Origin of the sequence: Sulfitobacter sp. SH22, assembly GCF_965641905.1 — a bacterium.
Taxonomy (GTDB): domain Bacteria; phylum Pseudomonadota; class Alphaproteobacteria; order Rhodobacterales; family Rhodobacteraceae; genus Sulfitobacter.
In genome coordinates this window covers 51,081-75,662 of sequence record NZ_OZ282573.1, presented here as the reverse complement: position 1 = coordinate 75,662, position 24,582 = coordinate 51,081, and the positions used below count along the sequence as shown (strand labels likewise).

The following is a 24,582-nucleotide window of genomic DNA, read 5'->3' as shown; positions in this document are numbered from 1 at the left end:
AGCGTAACAAGTCGCCGCAACGCTGACGGCATGAAAACCAGCTCAAACGCCCCGCTCGCCCTGATCGAAGACCCGGATCTGGGCATCACGCTCTCTGATGGCTGCCGCCTTTCCGCCCGCATCTGGAGACCCGAAAATTCAGACAGCGCGCCTGTACCCGTCATTCTGGAATATCTGCCCTATCGCAAACGCGACGGCACCACGGCACGAGACGCGCTGACCCATCCGTGGTTTGCCGAACGCGGCTATGCCTGCGTGCGCGTCGATATGCGCGGCAATGGGGACAGCCAGGGGGTCATGGAAGACGAATACACCCCGCTTGAACAATCCGACTGCATCGAGGTGATCAACTGGCTCGCCGCCCAAGGCTGGTGCAACGGCAATGTCGGCATGATGGGGATCAGCTGGGGCGGGTTTAACGGCCTGCAAGTGGCGGCCCATAATCCCGAAGCTCTCAAGGCGGTTATCACCCTGTGTTCGACCGTGGACCGTTTCGCCGATGACATTCATTACAAGGGCGGGTGCCTTTTGAATGAAAACCTGGGCTGGGGGGCGACGATGTGGGCCTATTCCAGCCGCGCGCCCGACCCTGCCTTGCGTGCCGACTGGCGCGAAATGTGGCTGGAAAGGCTAAAGGCCGAACCGTTTCTTCCATCCTTGTGGCTGCGCCACCAGTCGCGCGATGCCTATTGGAAACAGGGGTCGGTGATCGAGGATTATGCCGCGATCAAGGCCAAGGTTCTGGCCGTGGGCGGTTGGGGCGATGCCTATAAAAACGCGGTTCCCCAATTGGTAGAAGCCCTGCCCGGTGCCAAGGGTATCGTGGGCCCTTGGGTGCATAAATACCCCCATTTCGCGATCCCCGAACCGCGCATCGGTTTCTTGCAAGAAGCGCTGCGCTGGTGGGACCGCTGGCTGAAAGACATCGACACCGGCGTCGAGGACGACCCCGATTATCGCGCCTATCTGATGGACGGAATGCGCCCCGCGACATGGGTGCTGGAACGCCCCGGCCGCTGGATTGCCGAAGACACCGGTGCCACATCGCATTTGCCGGTCCAGTCGCTGCACCTGACAGACGCAGGGCTTGCCGCCGAACCGGCCTCGCTGAACGCGACGGTCGCGTCACCCGCCCATTGCGGTGCCAGCGCCGGTGAATACTGCGCGATCTGGCTGGGCCCCGAAATGCCCGGCGACCAGCGACAAGACGATGCGCTTTCCACCACCTTTGACACCGGACCGCTGGCCAAAGACATGGACATCGTCGGCGCGCCGCGCATCACCTTGCGGTTGTCTTGCGACAAACCCCAAGGGCAGATCGCGGTCCGGCTGAACCACATCCACCCCGACGGGGCCAGCGCGCGCATCACCTATGGGGTGCTGAATCTCAGCTACCGAAACAGCGCCGAAAACCCCGCCGCAATGCAGCCGGGCAAGGCCGAAGACATCAGCTTTGCTCTGGATCACATCGCCTACCGCGTACCGGCAGGGCACAGTTTACGCGTGTCTATTTCAACCGCTTACTGGCCGCTGATCTGGCCCAGCCCCGATGCCGCGACGCTGACGCTGACGGCAGGCGACATTGCCCTGCCCCAACGCCCCACGACCGGAGGTGACGAATATACATTCCCGCCCCCCACCGCTGCGGCCCCGTGGGAAACCGAAACCTTGCGCCCCGAAAACCACATCCGGCGGCAGGAAACCGATATGGTCACGGGCGATGTATCGCTCGTGATCGAGGACGATTTCGGCAAGGTAAAGGACGCCGATCACGGCTTGATCGCAGGGTCTGTCGCGCGCGAACGCTGGACCATCAACCCCGCAGATCCGCTGAGTGCGACCGGCACATGTCACTGGACCGAAGAGCTTGAGCGGGACGGCATCAGATTGCGCACCGAAACCCATTCGAGAATGTGGTCTGACGCCACGACCTTTTTTCTGACCGCGCGGCTCGAAGCGTATCAAGACGACGAGCTGATCTATGAACGTGACTTGGAGGATGGCGTTAAGCGACACTTCATGTAATAAAGTCGTCATAAACTACAAGGTATTAACCCTTGCGACAAAAAAGAAAATGCGCAAACGTAAGGCAGAAAAACAAAGATGCCTCAATGTAGGTGCAGATAATAAAATCACCAAAACAGGGAGATATGATCATGGATGATCAACTGAAATACATGACCGGCCAAGTGGCCAAAGGCACGATGACCCGCCGCGAATTCGTGGGCCGCGCTGCTGCTTTGGGTGTGACGGCTGCTGTCGCGAACTCGATGCTGGCGGGCAATGCCCAAGCCGCCGCGCACGAGGCTCCGGTCCGGGGTGGCTCGCTCAAGATCGGCTCGTCGGGTGGTGAATCCACCAACACGCTTGACCCGGCACTGACCGCATCCGAAGTACCTTTGGACAACCTGCGCCACCTGTACGAAACCCTCGTCGAAGTCGACCCGAGCGGCTCTGTAGAACCCCGGATGGCCGAAAGCTATGAAGCCTCCGCCGATGCGAAAACATGGGCGTTCAAGATCCGTAAGGGCATCCAGTTCCACAACGGCAAGGACATGACCCCCGAGGACGTGCTGAAAACCATGCAGCGCCATTCGAACGAAGACAGCCAGTCGGGTGCTTTGGGCATCATGCGCGGCATTTCCGGCATGAAGGTCGATGGCGACAACTTTATCGTCGAACTCGAAGTAGGCAACGCTGACCTTCCCTATCTGATGGCCGACTATCACCTGATGATCCAGCCCGATGGCGGCATGGACAACCCCGGTGCCGGTATCGGTACAGGCCCTTACACGCTCGAAGTTGACGAACCCGGTGTGCGCCACGGCTTTAGACGCAACGAAAACTACTGGGATGCCGACAACCGCGGCTTTACCGACTATAACGAAGTGCTGGTGCTGAACGACGCGACTGCGCGTACTGCGGCGTTGCAATCCGGTCAGGTCAACATGATCAACCGCGTTGACCCAAAGGTTGCGGCCCTGCTGGACCGTGCGCCGAACCTGAGCGTTAAATCCGTGTCCGGTCGCGGTCACTACGTGTTCATCGCCCATATCGACACGGCACCGTTTGACAACAACGACCTGCGTATGGCGCTGAAATACGCGATCAACCGTGAAGAAATGGTCGACAAAATCCTGCGCGGCTATGGCTCCATCGGGAACGACATGCCGATCAACGCATCCTATCCGTTGTTTGACGCATCCATTCCACAGCGCGAACATTCCATCGAAAAGGCGAAAGAATTCTACGCCAAGTCCGGTCACGATGGCAGCCCGATCATCCTGCGCGTTGCCGATGGTGCCTTCCCCGGTGCCGTGGATGCCGCGTCGCTGTTCCTCGAATCCGCCAAAGCAGCCGGTATCCCGCTGGAAATCAAGCGCGAGCCTAACGATGGTTACTGGTCCGAAGTGTGGAACAAGCAGCCGTTCTGTGCATCCTACTGGGGTGGCCGTCCGGTTCAGGACCAGATGTATTCGACAGCGTACCTGTCGACCGCAGACTGGAACGACACCCGTTGGAAGCGCCCTGAATTCGACGCGATGCTGCTTGAGGCACGTGCCGAACTGGACGAAGCCAAGCGCAAGGCGATCTATTCCCAAATGGGCAGCATGTTGCGTGACGAAGGCGGCCTGATCCTGCCAATGTTCAACGACTTTGTTGACGGTGTTGCCAATAATGTTGGCGGCTGGATCGAAGACCCGAACGCGGAGCTGATGAACAACAAAGCGCCGATCAAATGCTGGGTCAAAGACGCTTAAGGGTACCATTAGATGCACCCGATATTGAAACTGATCGCCCAACGCTTAGCGTTGGGCCTTCTGCTCCTCCTTGCCGCGTCGGTCCTGATTTTCGCAGGCACCTCGATTTTGCCCGGTGACGTGGCACAATCCATATTAGGCCAATCTGCCACCCCCGAAGCATTGGCGAACCTGCGCCGCGAACTTGGGCTGAACGACCCCGCCGTCACCCGCTATTTCTCATGGCTGGGCGGTGTGTTGCAGGGCGATCTGGGCACGGCCCTGACCAATGGCCGCGACATCGCGGAAAGCCTTGGCGGACGTTTGAAAAACACCCTTTTCCTTGCCTTCTGGGCGGCCGCTATTTCGGTCCCGCTGGCAATCTTCCTTGGGCTACTGGCGGTGCGCTACAAAGACCGCTGGCCCGACAAGCTGATCTCGGCGGTGACGCTGACGACCATTTCGATCCCCGAATTCATGATTGGCTATGTGCTGATCTATTGGGTGGCGATCAAATGGCGGATGTTTCCGTCAGTGGCGATCATCAACGACAGCATGACCCTTGGGGCCAAGCTGAACGCGATTGCGATCCCTGTGATGGTGCTGACGCTGGTGGTGTTGGCGCATATGATGCGCATGACCCGCGCCGCGATCCTGAACGTGATGCAATCGGCCTATATCGAGACGGCTGAACTCAAAGGTCTGGGGATGCTCAAGATCATCCGCAAGCACGCTTTCCCGAATGCCATCGCCCCCATCGTCAACGTGGTCATGCTGAACCTGGCCTATCTGGTGGTCGGCGTTGTCGTGGTCGAAGTTGTGTTCGCCTATCCCGGCATGGGTCAGTACCTTGTGGACCACGTCAGCAAACGTGACGTGCCCGTGGTGCAGGCTTGCGGCCTGATCTTTGCTGCCGTCTATATCGGTCTGAACCTGATTGCCGACATCGTGTCGATCCTTGCCAACCCAAGGCTGAGGCATCCCAAATGAGTTCAGTGCATTTTTCCCCGAAAAAATACGCTGTGCGCGACCAATCGTTCTTGCGAGGCAAAAGCGCAGCGAAACACCCAGTCTCCGCAACGTCACTGAACTTTAGAACCCTGTCATCGAAAGGGTTTCGCCCATGAAGAACATCCCCATATCCGCAATGATCGGCCTGTTCTTTACCGGCATCTATTTCCTGATGGCAGTCTTTGCCCCGTGGATCGCCCCCTATGGCATGGCCGAAGTCGTCGGCGATGTGTGGGAGCCTTCCTCGAGTGAGTTCCTGCTGGGCACCGACAGCATCGGCCGCGACCTGCTGAGCCGGATGATCTATGGCGGGCAAACCACGATCTTTATCGCCACCGCGGCCACCATCCTCAGCTTTACGCTGGGATCTGTCATGGGTTTCTTTGCTGCGGTTTCAGGCGGCTGGGTGGATCAGACGCTGTCGCGCTTTGTTGATCTGATCATGTCGATCCCGTCGCTGATCTTTGCGCTGGTCGTCTTGTCGGTCATGCCCACAACCGTGCCGATCCTGATCTTACTGATGGGCCTGCTCGACAGCACCCGCGTGTTCCGTCTGGCGCGCGCCGTGGCCGTGGACATCACCGTGATGGATTATGTCGAAGCCGCCCGCCTGCGTGGCGAGAAAATCGGCTGGATCATCTTCCGCGAGACCCTGCCCAATGCTTTGTCCCCGCTGGTCGCTGAAATGGGCCTGCGCTTTATCTTTGCGGTTCTGTTCGTCTCGACCTTGTCGTTCCTTGGTCTGGGCGTTCAACCGCCGCAGGCTGATTGGGGCGGCATCGTGAAAGAGAACAAGGAAGGCATCAACTATGGCATCCAAGCGGCGCTGTATCCCGCCTATGCGATTGCGACGCTGTGCATCTCGATCAACCTTGTTGCGGATTGGATTTTGAACCGAACCACATCGCTGAAAGGGGGCCGGGGATGACCGAACCGCTGCTGAAAGTCCGCGGCCTGAAAATCGGCGCGACGGCCTATCCTCCCGGGGAAAAACCCGTTGCGATCAAAATCGTGCATGGTGTGGATTTCGACCTTGAGGCCGGCAAGGTGCTGGGCCTGATCGGTGAATCCGGTGCCGGAAAATCCACCATCGGTCTGGCGGCAATGGCCTATGGTCGTGGCGGTGTTGAAATCACCGGCGGCGAAGTCTGGGTCAACGGGCGTAATATCCTCAAGGAAAACCTGCGCAACCTGCGGCGTCTGCGCGGGGCCGAAGTGACCTATGTCTCGCAATCGGCAGCGGCCTCGTTCAACCCCGCCAAAAAGATCATGGAACAGGTGACCGAAGCGGCCATCTTCCAGAATAAATTCACCAAGGCCGAGGCCGAGGCGCGCGCGATCGAGCTGTTTTCCAAGCTGGGCCTGCCCGACCCTGAAACCATCGGCAACCGTTATCCGCATCAGGTGTCCGGCGGGCAGTTGCAACGCTGCATGACGGCGCTGGCGCTATGCCCCGAACCCGATCTGGTGGTGTTCGACGAACCGACGACAGCGCTGGATGTCACCACGCAAATCGACGTGCTGGCCGCGATCAAGGAAGCGATTGCCGCAACCGGTGTGGCCGCCCTTTATATCACCCACGATCTGGCCGTTGTGGCACAGGTCAGCGATCACATCATGGTGCTGCAACAGGGCGATATGGTCGAATACGGCACGGTCGATCAGATCATCAACCACCCGCAAGAAGACTACACCAAGGCGCTGGTTTCTGTCCGGTCGATCGACCATCAGGAAAAGACCCCGACTGACACGCCTGTGCTGCGGGTGGAGAATGTGACGGCGCGTTATCAGGGCACCAATTTCGACGTTCTCAAGAATATCAACGTCGATATCCACCCCGGCCAGACCTTGGCCGTTGTCGGTGAATCAGGCTCCGGCAAATCGACACTGGCCCGCGTGATCACCGGCTTGCTGCCGCCCAGCGACGGGCAGATCACCTTTGACGGACGGGTATTGAACCCCGAACTGGCGACCCGCCCCATCGAAGACCTGCGTGAAATGCAGATGATCTATCAGATGGCCGACACCGCCATGAACCCGCGCCAGACCGTGGGCACCATCATCGGTCGGCCGCTGGAATTCTATTTCGGCCTGAAAGGCAAAGCCAAGCAAAAGCGCATTCAGGAATTGCTGGACGAGATCGAATTGGGCGACGGTTTTCAGGACCGCTATCCTGCGGAACTGTCGGGCGGTCAAAAGCAACGGGTGTGCATTGCGCGCGCGCTTGCGGCCAAACCCAAGCTGATCATCTGCGACGAGGTCACATCGGCCCTTGATCCGCTGGTCGCGGATGGCATTCTCAAGCTGTTGCTGAACCTGCAAAAGATCGAAGACGTCGCCTATCTGTTCATCACCCACGATCTGGCGACGGTGCGTGCCATCGCTGACAGCATCGCGGTGATGTATCAGGGCAAGGTTGTGCGCTACGGGCCGAAAAGTCAGGTGCTGGCACCGCCCTTTGATGATTACACCGACCTGCTGCTCAGCTCGGTTCCGGAGATGAAAATCGGCTGGCTGGAAGAAACCATCGAAAGCCGCCGTATGGAAAGCGCCGGGAATTAGGGACGCCGGATTTTTTAAAAAATCCGGACCGGAAAATTCGAATTTTCCGACCAACCTCGCAAATGTAGGACCAGACCATGGACAAGAAACTGCTGCTGATCATCCTTGACGGTGTCCCTTACCGCAACTTCCGCCGTCTGTTCGGCAACCTCGAAGGTTGGGTCGATAGTGGCGATGCCCGTGTCTGGAAACAGCGCGCCGTGCTGCCGTCGATCTCGGCCTCGTGCTATGCGTCGATCCACACGGGCGTGGCCCCGGCCGAGCATGGCTGCACCGGCAATGGCAATGTATTCCGCCTGAAGCACAAGGATGTGTTTTCGCAAACCCGTACCGCTGGTGGTGTCACGGGGGCTGTCGCGCATTCCTTCTGGTCCGAGTTCTTCAACCGCCATCCTTTCGATTTTGTCCGCGACATCGAATATGATGAACCCGACAGCGACACGATCAACCACGGGCGTTTCCACACCATGACCGGCTATGGGCTGATCAACCAGATGACGCCGTCTGACGTCGATCTGTTCGGCACGCTGACCAATCTGGCACAGCGGTTCGACCTGAACTACGGCATGTTGCATACCTGCACGCTCGACAGCATGGGCCACCGGTTTTTCCACGATTGTCAGGAAATGGATCACGCCTGCGCGGTGATGGACGAGATGCTGGCCCCCTTTATCCCCCGGTGGCGTGCGATGGGCTACGAGGTCATCGTGACGGCCGATCACGGGCAGGATGAACGCGGCCACCATGGCGGGCGCAGCGCCTTGCAGCAGGAAACCGCGCTGTATTACTTTGGCGATGCGACAGGCCCGTCAGCGGATACGGTGATCGACCAGTTGCAGCTTGCACCGACCATTCTGGGCCGGCTCGGGGCCCCTGTCGCCGACACCATGAAAGCGAAATCGTTTCTAAGCTAGGGGCGCGTTGCAGGCCATTCCCCTGCCCCCAGTCGGCTGATCGCGTCCACGATCCGATCAAAGAATGCAGCCGCCTTGCGTGACATCACGCGGGCGCGCAGGCAGCCATGGACCAGCCCTGCCTCCTCGATCCAGATCGCCTGCCCGCCAGCCGCCAGAATGGCATCGCGGTAGGCTTCGCCGTCGCTGGACAGCGGATCGCATTCGGCCGTGATCATGACGCTGGGCGGCAATCCGGTGAAATCCGTATCGTGCAGCGGTGCGTAGCGTGGATCATCCTTTGGCGGCTCCCCACCGGAGCGGACCTTTTGATAGAATTCCATATCCGCGACCGTCAGCTGGGGCGCATTGGCGTGGCGGATATAGCTGCCTTGCGTCCGGTCCCCGCCAAGCCCCGGATAGATCAGTACCTGCCCCCTGATGCGCCCGTCAACGCGGCCACGGGCATGATGGGCGACAGCGGCAGCTAGATTACCACCCGCGCTGTCACCGGCTAGCACAATGTCACCGGGGTAAGCGGCGGCGATGGCCTCGAACGCGCCATAGGCATCGTTGAAACAGCCGGGGAAAATCACTTCGGGGGCCAAACCGTAATCGACCGAGATCACGCGGTATCCGGACCGTGCACAGATTTCGGCGCAGACATCATCATGGCTGTCCAGTCCGCCCACAACGAACCCGCCGCCGTGGTAATAAACGACCGTGATGTCGGATGCGCCGACCTCGTAAAAGCGACATGGGACGCCAGCACAAGCTGCGTCCCATGTTTTTACCCCGTCAGGGTGGGTTTGGTGAAAAGCAGCGCACATCCTGTTATAGACCGCGCGCTGGTCTTCGATTGTCAGCCCGACCGCGTCTGGTGGATAGAATTCATCGGACCGGTTCATATAGGCCCAGATTTCATCGTCCAGCAGAACGCGATAGTCGGGTTGGCTCATGCGGCTTCCCAGCCGAAGGTGAACACATCCAGAATTTTGCCGACATCGGCCTCGGATGCGCCATTCATGGTGATTTGTGCCACCAGACCGCGTTTTTTGTCATCGGTCACCGAAGCCACACGTGCGGCAGAACCGGTGCTTTCCAGCGTCTCGTTAAAGATGCGGGTGATCGCCATTTTACGCAGGTCAGGCTTGAAGATCTTGCCCACAGCCGTTTTGGGCAGTTCGGGCATGATCGTCATGTGCTTGGGCTGCGCCGCGCGTTCCTGAACCCTTTCCTTGCAGAAATCGAGCAGCTCCTGCTCGGTCACGGAGGCACCGCCGACCAGTTCGACAAAGGCGCAAGGCACTTCGCCTGCATGGGAATCGGGTTGGCCGATCGCACCGGCAAAGGCTACGGCCTCGTGGCCCAGCAATGCTTCTTCGATCTCGGCGGGGTCGATGTTGTGACCACCGCGAATGATCAGGTCTTTGGCGCGGCCCGTGATCCACAGGTATTTATCTGCATCGATACGGCCCAGATCGCCTGTGCGCAGGTATTTGTCGAAATAATACAGGTCTTTGTTCTTGTCGGCTTCGGTATAGGTGTTGCCCGCATAGACACCGGGGTTCGAGATGCAAATCTCGCCGATCTCGTCCACGCCTGCTTCGACCGGGCCATCATTGGTGCCTTTGATGATCTTTACATCCGTGTAGGGGAAGGTGATCCCGATGCTGCCGACCTTGCGCACGCCATCGGTCGGGTTCGACGACACCAGACAGGTTGCCTCGGTCAGACCGTAGCCTTCGATCAGGGTGATGCCGGTTGCCTTTTCAAAGCGGCGGAACAGTTCCAGCGGCAGCGGCGCGGACCCCGAAAACGCGGTTTTCACGGTGGAGATATCCGCATCAATCGGGCGCTGCATCTTGGCCGAAATGGCTGTGGGCACGGTGATGATAAAGGTGATCTTCCAGCGTTCAACCAGCTTCCAGAAGTTGTCAAACACGCCTTCGCCACGATAGCCCTGCGGCGTCGGGAACACGACATGTGCACCGGATGTTACCGCCGCCATCAAGATCACGTGGCAGGCGAAAACGTGGAACAGCGGCAGCGGACACATGATGTTGTCGTTTTCGGTGTACAGCAACGTGTGACCCAGCCAGCCGTTATAGACCATGCCGGAATATTTATGCTGTGCGACCTTGGGCATGCCCGTGGTGCCACCGGTGTGGAAATAGAATGCCACGCGGTCTTCTTGCGGATCATCAAAGGTCAGCTCGACAGGTTGCTTGGAAAGCGCGGTGTTGAAGTTGTGATACTTCGCATGGTTGCTGACCGTCTGCTTGGGGCGGATCATCGGGACGATCCATGACTTTGGCGCGGTCAGATAGCGGCACAGATCAACCTCAAGCACGTGCTTTACGTTCGGGGCCAGGGCGACAGCCGCAGCGGTTTTCTGCGCCACATCTGTTTTCGGGAAGGGCCGCAAGGTCACCACGACCTTGGCATTGGTTTCGCGCAGGATCGATCCGATCTGCTCGGCCTCAAGCAGCGGGTTGATGGGGTTCGCGATCCCAGCAACAGACCCACCCAGCAACGTAATGACCGTTTCGTTACAGTTCGGCAGCACATAGGCCACGACATCCGTCGGACCAACGCCCAGCGAACGGAACAGGTTTGCCGCCCGCCCGACTTGACCGCGCAGTTGCGACCATGTCAGCGTTTCCGCGTGGTCCTTGGGACCGGAAAACAACTGATAGCTGATGGCGTTATGATTTGGAAATTTGCCAGCCGTATTGCTGAGCAAACTCCACATGGTTTTGGCGACGTCGCGGTCAGCCCACGGCATTTCTGCCTCGATTGCATTACGGTCTTCGACCCCGGCAAATGACATAGTAATCCTCCCTTTGGTGCGGTTTGCCCGCATCCAGTTATTCCCTGCCGCCAAGGATGATGGCTAAATTTGGATTTCGCAAGCGCCAGACGGTGTTGGAACGTTGCGTCAGCGGCGTTTCTGGCGCGCAAAATGCAAAAAAGAGCGGCAGAAAATATCTGCCGCTCTTTTGATGTGTCCGATTTGGCACTCCCGGTCGGGAAGGCTGCCGGATTACTTTGCTGGAATACGCAGCATTTGACCCGGATAGATCTTGTCTGGGTGCTTCAGCATCGGCTTGTTGGCCTCGAAAATCTCTTCGTAGCGTGCGCCATTGCCAAGGGTCTTGGCCGCGATCGCCCAAAGCGTGTCACCCTTTTCAACGGTGTGGAATGTGCCGTCACCGTCACCACCGGTCATGTCTTCTTCGACGGCTGCAACACCTTCGACGTTGCCAACTGCCAGAATGACTTTTTCTTTCATCTCTTGGCTGACAGCATTGCCCTTGACGGTAACTTTGTCCCCATCAACCTGAATATCCAGACCTTCGGCATCGAGGCCCAGTTCCTTCAGCTCATCCTGCAAGGCAGCGCCTGTTACTTCTTTGCTATCGCCGCCGCCAAATACTTTTTTGCCGGCATCTTTTACGAAACTCCACAAACCCATGTTGATCTCCTTTTGGCTTCAATTCGCGTGATTGTTTCCACTTTAACGGAAGATTAACAAGTGTTTTATTCAGCAGCGATACCGTCGGTGAACTGCAATCGGGCCAGACGCGCATAAAGCCCGCCCTTGCCGACCAGTTCATCATGAGTGCCTGTGTCGACAATCTTGCCTGCTTCCAGCACGACAATGCGGTCGGCCTTTTTCACAGTCGCCAGGCGGTGCGCGACGATCAGGGTCGTGCGGTCCTCGCTCAGCTTGTCGACGGCTGCCTGCACCGCGCGTTCGCTTTCGGCATCCAGCGCGCTGGTGGCCTCGTCCAACAGCAACACGGGCGCGTCGCGCAAAATGGCGCGGGCAATCGCGATGCGTTGTTTTTGCCCCCCCGACAGCATCACGCCGCGTTCGCCAAGGTAGCTGTCATAGCCTTCGGGCAAGGCGCTGATAAACTGGTGTGCGGCCGCAGCTTCGGCGGCTGCGATGATTTCGGCATCGGTCGCGTCGGGGCGGCCAAAGCGGATGTTTTCCCGCGCGGAGGCCGCAAAGATCACCGGATCTTGGGGGACAAGCGCGACCGAGCGGCGGAAAGTATCCCGCGTCACATCGCGCAGATCGACGCCATCAAGGGTGATCCGGCCCGACTGGGGATCATAGAACCGCAGGATCATCTGGATGATCGTTGTCTTGCCTGCCCCCGACGGGCCGACAAAGGCAACGGTTTCGCCCGGATTGATCGTCAGGTTCACGCCATCCAGCGCCTGCACGCCGGGGCGGGCGGGATAGGCAAAATGCACGTCTTCAAACGCGATACGGCCCGCGACAGGGGCGGGCAATGCCGTCGATGTGGCAGGGTCGCGCACGTCGTCATTGGTTTGCAGCAATTCGACCAGACGTTCGGTGGCCCCCGCCGCGCGCTGCAATTCGCCCCAGATTTCCGACAATGCGGCAACGCCGCCTGCCACCATCACGGTATAGATCACGAATTGCACCAAGGCACCGGGGGTCATATCGCCCGCGCGCACATCGCGTGCGCCCATCCACAACACCCCGACAACGCCGGCAAAGACCAGGAAAATAACGATGACGGTCATCAGAGCCCGCGTCTTGATCCTGCGGCGTGCGGCGTCAAAGGACGCTTCGGTCATCTGTGCGAATTGCGCGCGGCTGGCGGCCTCGTGGGTAAAGGCCTGCACGGTCTGCACCGCACTCAGGCTTTCGGAGGCGTTGCCCGAACTTGCTGCGATCCAATCCTGGTTTTCGCGGCTCATCACCCGCAGCTTGCGCCCCAGCACCAGGATAGGCACAACCACAGCCGGAACCAGCAACAACACCATCCCCGTCAGCTTGGCCGAGGTGATCAGCATCAGGATCAACCCGCCGCTAAAGATCAGTACATTACGCAGCGCAATGGATACCGACGACCCGATCACGGACAGGATCAGGGTTGTGTCGGTGGTGATCCGGCTCAGAACTTCTCCGGTCATGATGCGTTCATAAAACGACGGGCTCATCCCGATCACACGGTCGAACACGGCCTTGCGAATGTCGGCAACAACCCGTTCGCCAAAGCGCGTGACCAAGGCATAGCGCAGCCCGGTTCCCACCGCCAAAAGCGCCGCAATCGCGAGGGCCGCGACAAAATAATGGTCCAGCAACTGCTCGCCGCTGCTAAAGTTATCAATCACCCGACGCACGGCCAATGGCAGCATCAGCGAAATCATCGCCGTGCTGATCAGGGCCAGAATCGCTGCGATCATCAGGCCGCGATAGGGGGCCAGAAACGGGGCAAGCGCACGCAAGGCACCCAGTTCGCGGGATTTTTCGCGTTCTTCTTGGGCGGGTGCGGGCGTGGGTTTGCGAGCCATGGGAATTCCTTTTCATGCTCCCGTGTCATCGCCTGCACGGCGCATGGGGTCAAGGCCCGACAAAGGCATCATATCTGCGGCAAACCACAGCACGAAGTATTTTCACAACGGGATACTGGAGCGGGCGGAGGGAATCGAACCCTCATCTTCAGTTTGGAAAACTGCGGCGCAAAACCTGATTAATCAAATGTATTGAATTGGTTAATCAATGAGAACTTCGGGCTTAGTAGGTAATGTGTCGGAAATGAATTTCTGGAGCGGGCGGAGGGAATCGAACCCTCATCTTCAGTTTGGAAAACTGAGGTCTTAACCATTACACAACGCCCGCTCGACAAAAGCGTTAGTATTTCATACCTGTATGGGCGTCAAGTAAGCCATGAAGGATAAGCAAAAAAGATCTACGATCCAACAGCCTCTTCCGGCCCAAAACCGCCATTTACGATAGCAATCTGATGCTGTGGTGCGGTCCGCCAGGCCGGACACTCCTCCTCAGATAGCTCCTCTGTGGAAACACCGTTGTGGATGGAGACCGACATTACCGGAAAATCCGCGTTGCCAAGCTGTTTAACTTCTCGAAAGAGTACACGGTTTTTGACGATGCTCAAGCCAGAAGGAAGCAGCCCAATCCAGTCAACGCCACAGTCTTTGTAGCTGTCAAATATGGATTGTCCATCCAGCATTACGTTATCTATTCACCCAGCAGCCGATCAGGCGACCAAATCAGGGCGGCGAGTCTGGAATAGAGCTCGGATCGCTTCTCCATCTCAGTCAGCCCAAACTCCTCCAGCGGTTTGAACTCAAGCCCGTGTCTTTGCAGTGTCTGCCGGAAACCAGGGTTCTTGTCATAAAACGCTTCGTGCAGCGATTGGGTCAGGGCGTTGGCCTTGAGGTAATGCGGCAGCTTTTCAGCGTAGGTCATGTCGCTCAGGCTCGCGTTGATCTTTTTGGGCAGCAGTAACAGCCCCCCGATATGATTGCGGGTGCGGTCAAAGTCTCCCTGTTGGTCAAACACATCCGCGAACCGGTCATAGTGATTGGCCCAAATGTGTTCGACCTCATACGCGTTCTTGCCTGACCGAACGATGTAATCCTCGTATTTTCCTGGCACACCTGATTGTTGTTCCAGCCAATCGGTGAAGCGGGCGAGTTGGCGGTGGACCGCTTTGGACGTGTATTGGCTCAGGTGAACCGGTTTGGAAAAGTCGATCTCGGACATCTCGTGCTTCAACTGGTCGTGCAGGATGGTGCGAACTTCAGACAGGGTTTTGCCACGGATGCTCCGGATCACAAGGAACACTGCATACGACATGGTGGAATAGCTATTGGATTTGAAATTCCAGAAGCGCAGGTTTAGCCAGGAGTCGAGAAAACCAGCAATGACCCCAACCTTGGCGGTGGCCGTGTCCTTGTCATCCTCTGGCATGACTGCTGCGAGGGTCACATGATGTTGAAGTGTGAACCCCGCATCCGCGACATAGCGGACGCTTTCCAACCCGTCCATACGTGTGGTGGCCGCATCCAAGAGCCGCAGATAAAGGGCTGCATAGTAGCGGAAATTTTGCATAACGAACTGATAAAAGTCAGTGCTTTGGTTCAGCCCCAGATCAGCGGAATGGTTTCTGATCCAGCGATGGTATTCGGTGCCGATCAGATCGAAGTCTTCAGGCTTGGCGTCTTTCTTTCGTTCCCTGATCTTCTGTGCGTATTGCGACCGCAGCCACGCCTTGAAGAAATCGGAGTCGGTTTCCTTGCCGTGTTCCGCAAAAAGCGCCAGATATTTTTTGATGAGCTTGTCAGCCTCAAGCCGCTTTTCGACGTTGTCGATGTTGGCCAGCAGGTAGCCTTTGAGCATATCAGTCGGGGTCAGGGACAGGCCACGGTCGTTCATGGTCTCAAAGATAGTGTAAGCGTCCTCATCCGCATACGCGATGATCTCGATCAGCTTCACCTTGCGCATCAGCCAATAGATGAACAGCGGCAAAGCATCGCCTTGGAGTTCCTCGGGGAATAGCTCGCCGAGGTCTTGGTAACGGGCTGTCAGGTTGCGAACTGACTCCGATGCGTCATCAGTATTGAAGGGCGTATTATTGAACAATGCCTCCATACAGTCATTGCGTTCAGGCACATCCATCTTGAATTTTTTTTCGCCAAAATCGTCGGCATAGATCATTGACTGGATGGAGACCGTTTTCTCTTGGCCCTGCTGGAGGTTGTTCAAATAGATCAATAGGATCGACAGTGATGTCATCCTCTGCTGGCCGTCCACAATGTGCCGGACGTCATCGTTCTGGCTGACAACGATTGGTCTTGTCACGGTTACGTTCCGGTCTCTCAACTCATTTATGCGGCCTTTCGTTCGAATGCCAAGGGGCTTTTCCCGCCGAGCGATGAGTGACGTCGGCGTGGATTATAGAAGCCATTGATATACTGGAATATCGCGCCTTCTGCCTGGCGGCGTGTGTCCCAACGATTGCGCCAGATCAGCTCTGCCTTGATGGATTTGAAGAATGTCTCAACCATCGCATTGTCGTAACAATTGCCCTTGCCGCTCATCGAGACCTTGAAGCCGTGCTTTGACAGGCGGCGCTGATACTCGTTGGAACAGTATTGCGACCCGCGATCCGTATGGTGAATGCAGCCTTCGGGCGGTTGCCGTAGCGCCACAGCCATGTCCAACGCCCGGATCGCCAAATCCCGTTTCATGCGGTTGCTGACAGCCCAGCCGATGACGCGGCGAGAGTAGAGGTCGAGGATGACAGCCAGATATAGCCAGCCTTCGCTGGTCCAGATGTAACTTATATCACCGGCCCATTTCTGGTTCGGGCCATCCGCAGTGAAGTCCTGATCCAGCAGGTTGGGCGCGATGTTGAACGTGTGATCGCTATCTGTTGTGACCTTATATTTTTGGGTCCTGACGACCTTGATGCCGTTCTCGCGCATCAAACGGCCCACACGCCCGTGGCCGACGCTCAGCCCCAGTTCTTGCAGTTCTTCAGTCATCCGTGGGCGTCCGTAGCTTTGCAGGCTAAGCCGATGCTGCTCACGGATGTGGGCGAGAAGTACCATATCATCTCGCTGCCGTTGGCTCATTGGGCGTATCCGCCACGCACGAAACCCACGAGACGTGACCTGCATGATACGGCAGAGAAATTCTACGGGCCAAGCTTCCTTCCAGGCGTCGATGAAGGCGAACCTCACCGGCTTTCGCCTGCAAAGAAGATTGCCGCCTTTTTTAGCACTTCCCTCTCCTCGCGCAGTAGCCGGACTTCTTTGCGAAGGCGGATGTTTTCCTTCTCAACATCCTCATGCGGCCCAGACATCAGATCGTCGTGCTGATGTTGCTGAACCCACTTGTTCAGCGTGGAGACGCCAACCCCTAAATCCGATGAAAGCTGCGGGCGCGTTAAGCCGCTGGTCGTCGCCATTCGCACAGCATCACGCCGAAACTCGTCTGTGTATCGCTTTGCCATTCCTTATCTCCTTCATAGCAAACATTGCTCGAAAGAGACCGGAACTAAAACGGGGCAAGACCAATCCAGGGCGTCTTGGTCCAATTCCCCATGCCAACACTTAGTTTGACTTTGATTGTTGGCATGGCCAAGATCGCAGGCACCTGCTCCAGCCAAGCCTTAAGGTTTCGCATCGCTGAGCCAAGTTCATCGTCAACCGCGAATGAGCCAGTGCGCTTCTCGTCATAAGTCTTCATGAAATGGGAAAGCAATTGCGCAAATTCTGTGGTCTGCGGGTTTTCCAATCGCGATACATCGGACGGCTTTTGCCAAACTCTGTCGATGAGAGGTTCGAAAAGACGTGCCATTTCAGTGATCTCAACGGTCAAGTCGGCTTGATCTACTGCATCGCCCTGAAGATACCGACTGATCGTCCCGGCGGAATTCTTCTTCCCATCAGCTGACCGTAGATACCGCGTCCACTCTTTTAGATTAGGGAAGTCACTCTGGCTTGGGGGCAAGCGATGTTTGAATCGATAGTACCAATTGCCAGACGCTTCGATGTCGTGCTGAATGCCAGTAGCCTCAGCGGTCTCTGGCAATGGCAACTGTTCAAAAACAATTGGCGCAGCCTTTCGAACAATTTCTTTGACGGTCTGTTGAGAAAAATCACTGGGCGAAACACATGCACCAAAACCGTATTCAATGCCTCGCTCAGACACAATCATGAAGAGTTGAGGCATACCAGCGAGATCCTTTGCATTCTCGCGTGGCGAAACAGAAAACCAAAGGTCCTTTGGAATATAGCTTCGGACACCGCTGTTGATATTGAAGCCTGACGTCATTTTGACATCAAATTTTTCCGAGTTCGTCAATTTGGACTTCAAAAGGTCACCGAGTGCCTTCAGGCTTGATGAAACGCTTACATAGGCTGCGCGCTCTTCATCAGTGAGTTCTGCATATCGCTTTTTGGATCGCGAACTAGCAATTAGGCTGATATCTTCGGATGTAATTGATCCGACATCGGAGGCATCAGCAGCCTGACCGTCGCCGGCGTCTGGACCTACGGCAGAAAACTTGAAACCGAGTGCTTCAAGCGGTTGTTGGACTGCGTCTTCGCCTCCAGAAAAATCGCCACTGGTAACCAGTCCATCTTCCGGAAACTGTATCCGATGAGCAGCCCCATAGATTGCCTTGGAATCGTATTGGCGACCGTTCGACATGATAAAGTACCTTAAGGCTGGACCGAATCCGTACTTTTTCAAAAAGGCATCTCTGCCGATTTGATCGAATTCATCCATTGCCGCTTCTACAGCACTTCTTTCAGTGACACGCCTTACCATTCTGATTGGATACCTTGTTTTTCTGCTCTTGTGCGGGATCGGCTGATATCACAGCAAATACGCTGCCCTCCCCAAGCAAAAGACCGGCTGCGCTTCCTAAGGTCAAGCATCATGATTGAATGGTGTGTTTAGGCAGATGGGCTCGTTTGCCAGTTTTGAGTAGGATGACCGGTGCCTTCTCGTGGACAAGGGAAACGCCTTTTAGTTCAAAAGGCCAGCAAATCCGCCTCTTTCAATCTCTTGTTTTCGACATGAACGCATTTCTTAGACTTTTTTCTTCTACCTAGCCCCGTGTTCTCCAGATAAATCCGGCAGCAGAAAGGCTTAACTCGGGATTTTCTAGAGTCAGCGAGCGCACATGCGCACCAAGGGCGATGCCTAAGACCCACTAGTAGGACAACTCATTCCGATCAGGTTCACTGCTTAATTTAGGATCGCCCTGGCAAATCTCGATTTCACCAAGCTGCTTTCCCACTGGTACTTCTCGTCGTTGGTTGTGCCCCACGCAGACCATCCGCCCGTCTTCTTGCTGGCGGTTCATGAACGCCTTGGCCTCGTTTGACGCGAACTGGTACAGGGCGCTCAGGCCCGGCAGTTCCAGAGCGCACCTGCCCGCGATAGGCTCCGCGGTCTTTTGCCGGTTGCCGCGGTCGCCGTCGATCTCTCCGAAATACTGCATCCCGTAAAGAGCCCCGAAGGATGACGACTTCCGTGCACCCTACCCGGCGAGATCCTGCGGCCGCGCGCTGTCCGCTACGGGTACAGTGGGGCTGCATTGGGCAATACTTTTCAACCTTTAAGAGGCGCCTTATTAGCCTATGGCAACAAGCGAACCACCTGCTTCCCATATTTTGGTCTTAACAATCTATAGTGGTAACTATGAACCACTATAGATGAGTTCGGGAATTGCCCCACTTCCCTTTTCCTGTACAAAAAGTAAGGTTCTCAAAGAAATATCAAAAGATTGCAGACACTTTGAGCGCCGTTTCAGACCCATCTACTACGAGCCCCGAGATATTGGGGCGGTGCGTTTCGATCGACCTAGAAGTCGACCCGGCGCAAGCGCAGATATTTGCGCTTGCCGCGGTGACCCACGATCCCGCTTTGGCAGACCTCACTGTGAAGTCCGACCTTAAAGCAGGTTTGGATAAACTGGATGAATTCTGCCGAGGGTTTGATCATGTGATTGGGCACAACATCCTTGCGCATGACCTTCCGCATCTGGCCGCTGCATCGCCACGGTTTGTGGTCCTTGCAGATGCTCCGATTGACACTCTTTGGCTGAACCCACTAGCGTTCCCGCGGAACCCCTACCACCACCTTGTGAAACACTATCAAGACGGCCGTCTTCAATCAGGTCGCGTCAATGACCCCACCTACGATGCGCGCCTCGTCTTTGACGTTTTGGAAAACCAAATCACTGCATTTTCAGAGCTCAAAGATCAGTCACCTGATGCGGTGGCGGCATATCACTACCTTTGCTGTCGTTCGCCCCAAAGTGGCGGCTTCGACAGGCTCTTCGAAGAGATCCGTGGCAGCTCAAAGCCCGATAGAGACGAGGCACACACCGCAATCCGCAGATTGCTCAAGGGCGCAGCATGTTCTGCGATGTTGGGCCAAGCCCTTGAGCAACTCGATGATACTAGCCTGTCCTGGCCCATGGCTTATGCGTTGTCCTGGATTTCAGTCGCTGGGGGTGACTCCGTCATGCCACCGTGGGTCCGCGCCCAGTTCAAAGAAGCCGCAAGGATTGTCCGAGACCTAAGGGACACCAATTGCAGGAGCCCCTGGTGCACCTATTGCAGAACGCACAATGATCCAAAGCGCGCCTTGTCCCGTTGGTTTGGATTTGAGAGCTTTCGCCCAGAGCCAGCAGACGAGTTCGGCAGACCACTACAAGAACGGATTGTGGAAAGCGCAATGGAACGCGAAAGCGTGCTTGGCATCCTACCGACAGGGACTGGCAAATCCGTCTGCTATCAGATCCCTGCCCTTTCACGGTTCGACAAGACTGGCACGCTCACAGTCGTTATTTCACCGCTCGTTGCGTTGATGGCGGACCAAGTGCAGGGACTGGCTCGCGCCGGCATATCCTCGGCAGTGACTATCAACGGACTATTGTCCCTCCCTGAACGCCACGATGCGCTGGATAAAGTCCGTCTCGGTGATGCTGCAATTTTATTGATTTCCCCAGAGCAGCTACGCAGCACATCGGTCAGATCGGTGCTTGCCCAGCGCGAAGTTGGTTTGTGGGTGCTGGATGAAGCGCACTGTGTCTCAAAATGGGGTCACGACTTCCGACCAGACTATCGCTATGTGAGCCGGTTCATCAAAGAAAGCTCTAGCGATGAAGTCGCACCAGTCCTTTGCCTGACTGCTACGGCAAAGCCGGACGTTGTCCAGGATATCCGCGGACATTTCCTTGAACGGCTTGGACTCGATCTGACACTGCTTGATGGTGGTGCTTCACGTACCAACCTCAGCTTCAAGGTTCTACCTACACAGCGAACTACAAAACTGGCTGACATTCTGGATGCGCTCGAGGCCGACCTTCCAACCAATGGCGTATCGGGGGCTGTTGTCTACTGCGCAACACGAAGCGCCACTGAGCGTGTTGCTGAGTTTCTTAAACAACGGGGGCTTGCAGCTGAACGCTATCATGCGGGCCTCACAACCGAGGAGAAGCGCGATATCCAGGAAGCGTTCCGCGTTGGTGAACTCCGTGTCATTGCAGCGACCAACGCGTTCGGCATGGGAATTGATAAGCCTGACATCCGGCTTGTCGTACACGGTGATGTACCCGGCTCGCTTGAGAACTACTTGCAGGAGGCAGGGCGCGCTGGGCGTGATAGAGATCCGGCCCAATGCGTCTTGCTGTTCAATAGCGACGATGTTGACCGGCAATTTAGCTTAAGCGCGCGCTCCAGGCTGGCACGTCATGAGATTGGTGCGATCCTAAAGTCCATCAGGCGGTTGGATAGCAGAACGCGCAAGAACGGTGAGGTTATTGCGACTGCAGGGGAGATCGTCAAAGAAGAGAAGGATCATGACTTCCAACGTGACAGCGCTACAGACGACACGCGCGTCAAGACAGCCGTGGCCTGGCTCGAAGAAGCAAAGCTCCTCAGACGGGAAGAAAACCGCGTCCAAGTCTTCCCCGCTTCATTGCTTGTACGTGATGTTGAACAAGTCAAAGTGATCTTGGAGCGCGTGGAGATCTCCGAGACCCGCAAGCGCCAGCTCTTGAGTATCGTCCAGCACATAATCAACGCCCCCCCGGAGGAAGGTGTATCGACTGATGCCTTGAGTGGAGCCAGTGGCCTCACTGCGCTGGCACTCCGAAAAGCACTCACGGACCTCGAAGCTCTGGGTATCGCTAACGATGATACCAACATCACGATCTTCCTCCACGTGGGTGTCGAGAACGGATCGCGGACGCGGTTCGAAGCTGCGGCGCGGCTTGAAGCCGACCTAATCGCCCTGTTGCGTGAGGAAGCTCCTGATGCAGACAACGGGGAGCCCACACCATTCAATCTTTCCGCCACAAGCCAAATGCTTAGGGAAAGAGGCCATAGTTCCGTCCGCCCAGATATCGTTGAAGGCCTGTTACACGGCCTGGCGCAGGATGGCCGTGATATGGAAGGTGGGCGCGGCAACCTCCATTTACGTAAGGCATCCCGAGGAAGCCTCTTTTTACGCCTGCAGCGCTCTTGGTCGATAGTTGTGCAGACAGCCGAACTGCGCAGGCTTGGGGCGGAGCGACTACTCAGCCACCTAGTTGACCGCGTGCCAAAGGGAACGCGCGGTAAGGACATTCCAGTTGAAACAACTTTGGGCGGCCTTCTTGGCGCGATCAATGGTGACGCTGTCCTTAGAGGTTCCGTCAACGATCCTAACAAACTCATGGACCGTGCACTGCTCTGGCTCCATGAGCAGCAAGTTATTACGCTTGGCAAGGGTTTGTCGGTGTTCCGGCCCGCAATCACGCTTCATCTCGACCCCAAAGGCGGAAGCTTTACCGTTCAAAACTTTGCGCCGCTTGAGGAGCACTACACCGAACAGACAATCCAGACCCATGTTATGGCTGCATATGCCGAAAAGGGACTGAAAAGCATTAAAGAAGCCGAGAGACTTTCAGCCGACTATTTTATTCTAGAACGTGACGCGTTCATGCGCCGGTGGATGCCAGGTCGCGGAACCGAGTTTCGCAGGCAGGCCACGGGTCAGGCTTGGGAGAACATCGTCGACTCACTTGGCAACCCAGTTCAGGAGCAAATCGTACGTGATGACCGTGAGCAGACCAATGTCCTCGTCTTAGCGGGACCAGGCTCTGGCAAGACACGCGTGCTAGTGCACCGCATCGCCTACCTCGTGAAGATTAAGCGCGAAGATCCAAACGGGATTCTCGTGCTTGCCTACAACCGTCATGCAGCAGCCGAAATCAGGGAGCGCTTGCGCCGCTTGATAGGTGATGAAGCGCGTTTTGTGACTGTATCAACGATCCATGCCCTCGCGATGCGTTTGGTAGGTGCAAGCTTTACCGGAGGCGCTACAGCAGAGCGCCAAGACTTTAGCAGTTTACTTATGGATGCGGTTCGACTTCTTCGCGGCGATGGAATGGACAAGACTGCGGCAGAAGCACTGCGTGAAACACTCGTCCAGGGTTACCGTTGGATGTTGGTTGACGAGTACCAGGACGTCGGGCCCGAAGAATACGCGTTAATTGCTGCTGTGGCGGGGCGCAGTCTAGATGATCCGGACCTCCGTATCAGCCTCTTTGCGGTCGGCGATGACGATCAAAACATCTATTCCTTTGCGGGAGCCTCAGTTCGGCACATCCGTCAATTCGAAGAGGACTATGCGGCTAAGCCTGTCTTCTTGACTGAGAATTACCGGTCAGCTGGTCACATCGTTATGACTGCAAACGCTGTGATCGAGGAATCTGCAGATCGAATGAAAATTGGCCATGACATCTCGGTTGATCGCGCCAGAACCAGGGAACCTCTTGGTGGAGAGATGGCTGCGCTTGATCCCGTCGCACAAGGTCGGGTCCAAATTCTTGGCTGTCCGTCTGGTAATGAAGTTCAGGCGATGGCCGCACTTGAAGAGATGCTACGCCTTTCTCGACTGATACCGGACTGGAGCTGGTCCCGGACTGCGATCATATCGCGAGATTGGCAGAGACTCATTCCTGTCAGGGACTTCGCCGAAACACTGGGCATCCCTGTGGATGTTGCGAACGAACGCCTTCCTGGTCTCTGGCGGATGCGCGAAATGCAAATGTTCGTCGAAGCTTTGAGGAAAGATCAAAGTCGGGTCGTCTCTGTGGCGGACATGACAGCCATGTTGAATGCTATTCCGTCCTCTCGTTGGACTGATCAGATTGGCGTGGGGCTAGGTATTCTTGCAAGGGAAATCGATGCACGAAACCTTCCAGTGACTGATGTCATAGAGTGGTTTGCAGAATGGGCTCGCGAGACGTGGGGCGAGCAAACGGGCTTAAAGCTCCTCACAGCGCACCGTGCCAAGGGTCTAGAGTTCGACGACGTTATTATTCTCGACGGAGGCTGGGAACGCCCCTCACGCAACGAGGACCAAGATGCCCCCCGACGTCTGTTCTATGTGGCCATGACGCGTGCGCGGCGCAACCTCATCGTGATGAGCAACGACAACCACGAGTATCTGCCCAAAAACTCATCTTCCGTTATCAACCGTCTTGTGACTCCGGATCTGGACGCGTTCACGGGGCCGCGAAGGTATTTCCAGTCGGCTGAAGCGCGAATGGTTGATCTGTCGTTCGCTGGACGCCAAGGGCATAACTTCCCTGGCCTAAACGCTATCGCTAGTGCCCGAATTGGCGATCCTATTGCTTTGGTCTTGGAAAAGGGTCGGTGGTTTCTCAAGGACTCTAAAGGACGCAGTCTTGGACGAATGTCAAAGAGCTTTGCACCTCCCCCGAACACCCGATTTGTAGCTGGTGAAGTGGCGGCAATTCTGCGTTGGCGCAAAGAAGATGGTGACGAAGCGTTTCATCACACCCTCAGGCGAGATGCTTGGGAGGTTGTTATTCCTGAGTTGGTCTTCGAGGCCGGTTGACGATCTTTGGACGTGTCACGGTTTGACGACGCCCATCACAACTCATCCGAAAAATAAGATTTCAGAAATTGATGGTGAATGCCCAATTGGTGAGCCGTATTCTCAAAACTCCTCCCCTAGGCTTCTGAGAAATCCATAAGCCATTGTT

The 24,582-nt window shown here is 56.5% G+C and carries 16 protein-coding genes and 1 tRNA gene; 7 read left to right on the top strand and 10 right to left on the bottom strand.

The window, feature by feature from the left end; translation table 11 throughout:
• Positions 1–30: 30 nt before the first annotated feature.
• From ACSQ13_RS02450 to ACSQ13_RS02425, 6 genes are all read left to right on the top strand, one after another.
• Positions 31–2,025 carry a CocE/NonD family hydrolase gene (locus tag ACSQ13_RS02450; RefSeq protein WP_295512861.1) on the top strand — a complete coding sequence of 665 codons (1,995 nt, stop codon included), beginning with the start codon at positions 31–33 and terminating at the stop codon, positions 2,023–2,025.
• Between the two features lie 131 nt (positions 2,026–2,156).
• Positions 2,157–3,761, top strand: coding sequence for an ABC transporter substrate-binding protein (locus ACSQ13_RS02445; RefSeq protein WP_295512862.1), 1,605 nt, complete (start codon positions 2,157–2,159; stop codon positions 3,759–3,761).
• A gap of 12 nt (positions 3,762–3,773) precedes the next feature.
• On the top strand, positions 3,774–4,730 hold the full coding sequence (locus tag ACSQ13_RS02440) for an ABC transporter permease (RefSeq protein WP_176248587.1): 957 nt from the start codon (positions 3,774–3,776) through the stop codon (positions 4,728–4,730).
• A 133-nt stretch (positions 4,731–4,863) separates the two neighbouring features.
• Positions 4,864–5,679, top strand: a complete 816-nt coding sequence (locus tag ACSQ13_RS02435; RefSeq protein WP_176248588.1) for an ABC transporter permease — start codon at positions 4,864–4,866, stop codon at positions 5,677–5,679.
• Positions 5,676–7,313: an ABC transporter ATP-binding protein gene (locus tag ACSQ13_RS02430; protein ID WP_295512863.1), complete on the top strand. Its 1,638-nt coding sequence runs from the start codon at positions 5,676–5,678 to the stop codon at positions 7,311–7,313. The genes ACSQ13_RS02435 and ACSQ13_RS02430 overlap by 4 nt, the downstream gene beginning before the upstream one ends.
• Before the next feature lie 77 nt (positions 7,314–7,390).
• Positions 7,391–8,227: an alkaline phosphatase family protein gene (locus tag ACSQ13_RS02425; RefSeq protein ID WP_176248590.1), complete on the top strand. Its 837-nt coding sequence runs from the start codon at positions 7,391–7,393 to the stop codon at positions 8,225–8,227.
• Here the strand turns inward: ACSQ13_RS02425 and ACSQ13_RS02420 are convergent.
• The 10 genes from ACSQ13_RS02420 to ACSQ13_RS02375 form a co-directional block, all read right to left on the bottom strand.
• Positions 8,224–9,165, bottom strand: a complete 942-nt coding sequence (locus ACSQ13_RS02420) for an alpha/beta hydrolase (protein ID WP_176248591.1) — start codon at positions 9,163–9,165, stop codon at positions 8,224–8,226. The two genes, ACSQ13_RS02425 and ACSQ13_RS02420, sit on opposite strands and share 4 nt — an antisense overlap.
• Entirely contained in the window at positions 9,162–11,039 is a 1,878-nt protein-coding gene (locus tag ACSQ13_RS02415) for an acyl-CoA synthetase (RefSeq protein ID WP_295512864.1), read from the bottom strand. Before ACSQ13_RS02415 ends, ACSQ13_RS02420 begins: the two co-directional genes overlap by 4 nt.
• Positions 11,040–11,252: 213 nt before the next feature.
• On the bottom strand, positions 11,253–11,684 hold the full coding sequence (gene lysM / locus ACSQ13_RS02410; protein WP_176248593.1) for a peptidoglycan-binding protein LysM: 432 nt from the start codon (positions 11,682–11,684) through the stop codon (positions 11,253–11,255).
• 65 nt (positions 11,685–11,749) lie between these two features.
• Complete coding sequence (locus ACSQ13_RS02405; protein WP_176248594.1) at positions 11,750–13,546, bottom strand: ABC transporter transmembrane domain-containing protein; 1,797 nt, start codon at positions 13,544–13,546, stop codon at positions 11,750–11,752.
• A 253-nt stretch (positions 13,547–13,799) separates the two neighbouring features.
• A tRNA-Gly gene (locus ACSQ13_RS02400) sits at positions 13,800–13,874 on the bottom strand.
• 70 nt (positions 13,875–13,944) lie between these two features.
• Positions 13,945–14,226 carry a hypothetical protein gene (locus tag ACSQ13_RS02395; protein ID WP_295512865.1) on the bottom strand — a complete coding sequence of 94 codons (282 nt, stop codon included), beginning with the start codon at positions 14,224–14,226 and terminating at the stop codon, positions 13,945–13,947.
• An 8-nt stretch (positions 14,227–14,234) separates the two neighbouring features.
• Positions 14,235–15,860: a DUF262 domain-containing protein gene (locus ACSQ13_RS02390; protein WP_295512866.1), complete on the bottom strand. Its 1,626-nt coding sequence runs from the start codon at positions 15,858–15,860 to the stop codon at positions 14,235–14,237.
• Between the two features lie 26 nt (positions 15,861–15,886).
• Positions 15,887–17,016, bottom strand: a protein-coding gene (locus ACSQ13_RS02385) for an IS3 family transposase (RefSeq protein ID WP_295513100.1) whose coding sequence is annotated in 2 segments (ribosomal slippage) — positions 15,887–16,770 and positions 16,770–17,016 — 1,131 coding nt in all. Because the reading frame shifts where the segments join, the coding sequence is not laid out codon by codon here.
• 44 nt (positions 17,017–17,060) lie between these two features.
• Positions 17,061–18,296, bottom strand: coding sequence for a hypothetical protein (locus ACSQ13_RS02380; RefSeq protein WP_295511557.1), 1,236 nt, complete (start codon positions 18,294–18,296; stop codon positions 17,061–17,063).
• Positions 18,297–18,726: 430 nt separating this feature from the next.
• Positions 18,727–19,017 carry a hypothetical protein gene (locus ACSQ13_RS02375; RefSeq protein ID WP_295511555.1) on the bottom strand — a complete coding sequence of 97 codons (291 nt, stop codon included), beginning with the start codon at positions 19,015–19,017 and terminating at the stop codon, positions 18,727–18,729.
• Positions 19,018–19,313: 296 nt separating this feature from the next.
• On the opposite strand from ACSQ13_RS02375, the gene ACSQ13_RS02370 reads away from it, so the two are divergent.
• Complete coding sequence (locus ACSQ13_RS02370) at positions 19,314–24,434, top strand: RecQ family ATP-dependent DNA helicase (RefSeq protein WP_295511552.1); 5,121 nt, start codon at positions 19,314–19,316, stop codon at positions 24,432–24,434.
• The last annotated feature ends 148 nt before the right edge of the window (positions 24,435–24,582 follow it).